The following is a 2,873-nucleotide window of genomic DNA, read 5'->3' as shown; positions in this document are numbered from 1 at the left end:
CCACCGTGCAGGTCGTGGAGGACGGGACCACCGTCACCCGCCACGTCGTGGTCGGGTTGGTCACCACCCAGGGCAGCGAGATCCTCACCGGCCTGAAGGCCGGCGAGCAGGTCGCCACCGGCGTCACCGCCACCGACACCGGCGCCACCGGCCAGAACCAGCAGGGCGGCGGCTTCCCCGGTGGCGGTTTCCCCGGTGGCGGTTTCCCCGGCGGCGGCGGCGGACCCGGCGGCGGAGGCGGGGGTGGCGCTCCATGATCGGGGAGGCGATCCGCCTGGCCGGCGGGCGGCTGCGGGCCAACGCCCTGCGCTCCCTGCTGACCGTGGTCGGCCTGGTGATCGGGGTCGGTTCGGTGGTCACCCTGGTCGCCGTCGGCAACGGCTCGGCCGCCGAGGTCAACGACCAGTTCAGCCGCCTCGGTAGCAACACCATGACCGTGATGGGCGGGCGCGGCTTCGGCGGCGGGGTCCAAGGTGCGGCCGGGTCCAGCGAGAGCCTCACCCTGGCCGACGCCGACGCCATCGAGCAGCTCGACTCGGTCCGGGCCGTCGCCCCGGTGGTCCAGACCCAGCTGACCATCACCAACGGGGTGACCAGCGTGCAGGCGACCGTGAAGGGCACCACCACCGCGATCCAGGGCGTCGACAACCTCCAGCTCAACGGCGGCGCGTTCTTCTCCGGGTTCGCCGAGGACCACGGCCTCAAGCTCGGGGTCCTCGGGGCCAGCCTGGCCGCCGACCTCGGGCTCAGCCCCCGCCAGGCGATCGGCGCCACCCTGGACGTCGGCACCGAGCGCTACCAGGTCATCGGCGTCTTGAAGCAGTCCGGCCAGGGCGCCCAGAGCCAGGACGACAGCCTGCTGGTCCCCCTGGACGCGATCAAGGGCCGGCTGGTGTCGGCCGACCCGAGCGTCACCCAGCTGCGAGTCGCCGCCGCCGACGGCGCAGCCGACAACTACCGCAACCAGGTGACCGCCACCCTGCGGACAAGCCACGAGCTCGACCCCGACGACGACAACGACTTCCTCACTCTCGACCCCACCAGCCTGATCGAGGCCAGCCAGGCCTCCTCCACCAACTTCACCCGCCTGATCACCGCCATCGCCGCCATCAGCCTGATCGTCGGCGGCATCGGCGTGGCGAATGTGATGCTGGTCGCGGTCCGCGAGCGCATCCGCGAAATCGGGATCCGCCGGGCGATCGGGGCGCGCCGCCGCGACATCGTCGCCCAGTTCCTCACCGAAGCGACCGTCCTCAGCATCATTGGCGGCCTGCTTGGGGTCGCCGCCGGGCTCGGCCTGGCCGTCGCCCTGCCCCACCTGACCGACCAGCGCACCATCATCTCCTACCCGGCGGCCGCCCTCGCCCTAGGCATCTCGGCCGTGGTTGGTATCGTCGCCGGCCTCGGCCCGGCCAACCAGGCGGCCGCCCTCGACCCCGCAACCGCCCTCCGCCACGAGTAAGCAGCGCCTTCTCAGGAGGCTCCCAGCCAGCCCCAACGCCCATCCCACACAGCGGCAGGAACATCGCGGTAACCGCCGAGTCGAAGGAGCCGCCATGAACTCGCCGACCACCGCACCAGCCGACCACCCGGCCGCCTGTGCCCCCACCCACCCGCAATCCAAGGGCTGGTTGACCGCGGTGCTCCGACCCGCCGGGACGCTCGACGACACCGCGTTCGGCCGCCTGCTGGCCGAGCTGTCGGCCACCGCCGACATGGTCGTCGTCGACCTCGACGCGGTCCGTATCCCCAACCTGGCCGCCTTCCTCGATGCCCTCCGGCCCGCCGCGGCCCGCCTCGCCCGTCCCGGCCGCTGCCTCCTGCTCGTCAACGCCCCCGGCGCCCTCGAGCACGCCCTCTTGGTCGCCGACGTGCCCGCCGCCACCCTGGCCGCCAACACGATGCGCCCACCGGCCCCGTCACACAGGGACTGACCAGTCGCAGCCTGACGCCACCGACCCAAGACCTTCGCAAGGCACCGCCGTCTTCTGCGCTCGCCATTACGGACGACCATGGGCTGGCTGTGGTCGGCCGCGCCTAGACCATGGACCACTCTCGTCGCCGCCTGTGATGCCTACTGGCCACGACCAAGCTTCGTCTGCTCGCCGAGCGGCCAACCGGTAGCACGCTCACCGCGACACCGTCCGCAGGCCCGATCCTGACGCCAAGACGTGCTTCGACGGCGGGTGTGGGGTCTCGCCTTGCACTGGTCCATGCCAGGGCAACGGGCTCCCCTGGAGCGTCCGGGAGAGCCCGCCGCGTCCGGGCGAGCGCCTCAGCCGTCAGCGCGGCCCTGGTCCGGTGGCCGTGGCGGCGCCACAGGATCGCCTGCAGCATTCGCCCGCAGTCCAGCGGGGCGCCGGGCAGCAGGTTGACGATGGCCAGGATCAGGTTCATCAGCGCCTGCCAGCGCACCGTGCCCACAACCAGCCCGCCGACACCGGCCGCGGCCAGAGGCAGGCCGAGGACCCAGAATGCCGCACCGAGCAACAGGCGGGTGAGCGGCCCGACCCGGCGACCAGCAGCTGCAGCCGCGGGGTGGGGAGCTCCTGGCGGAGGCGGGACACCCCACCGAACAGCCAGAAGGTGGTGTCTCGACCTCGACTCCAGCGGCCCGCCGGGCCGCGATGGCGTGGCTGAGCTCGTGCGCGGCCAGGGAGCCGAGGAACAGCCCGGCCCCGGCCAGCCCGGCGAACCAGAAGGTCCCCAGGCTGTAGCCGGGCCAGCCGAACGGCAGGATCTGAGTGGCCAGCGATCAGGCGACCAGAGCCAGCCCGACCAGCACAGTCCAGTCAAAGCCGACCCGGAAGCCGCCAACCTCCAGGGCGGCGGGACGACGACGCTCCATGCCCTCCTCCTTCTGTCGCTGGGTC

3 protein-coding genes are annotated in these 2,873 nt (G+C 72.5%); all 3 read left to right on the top strand.

Annotated elements, in window-relative coordinates:
• Positions 1–257, top strand: a 257-nt coding sequence (locus VF468_15480; GenBank protein HEX5879695.1) for an efflux RND transporter periplasmic adaptor subunit, incomplete at its 5' end; no start/stop codon positions are given.
• A complete protein-coding gene (locus VF468_15475; protein HEX5879694.1) occupies positions 254–1,462 on the top strand; it encodes an ABC transporter permease in 1,209 nt (402 codons plus the stop codon). The genes VF468_15480 and VF468_15475, both read left to right, overlap by 4 nt.
• A gap of 94 nt (positions 1,463–1,556) precedes the next feature.
• A complete protein-coding gene (locus tag VF468_15470) occupies positions 1,557–1,934 on the top strand; it encodes a hypothetical protein (GenBank protein HEX5879693.1) in 378 nt (125 codons plus the stop codon).
• Positions 1,935–2,873 lie beyond the last annotated feature (939 nt).

It is taken from the genome of Actinomycetota bacterium, assembly GCA_036280995.1.
Lineage (GTDB): Bacteria > Actinomycetota > CALGFH01 > CALGFH01 > CALGFH01 > CALGFH01.
This window is presented reverse-complemented; position numbering and strand designations above follow the sequence as displayed.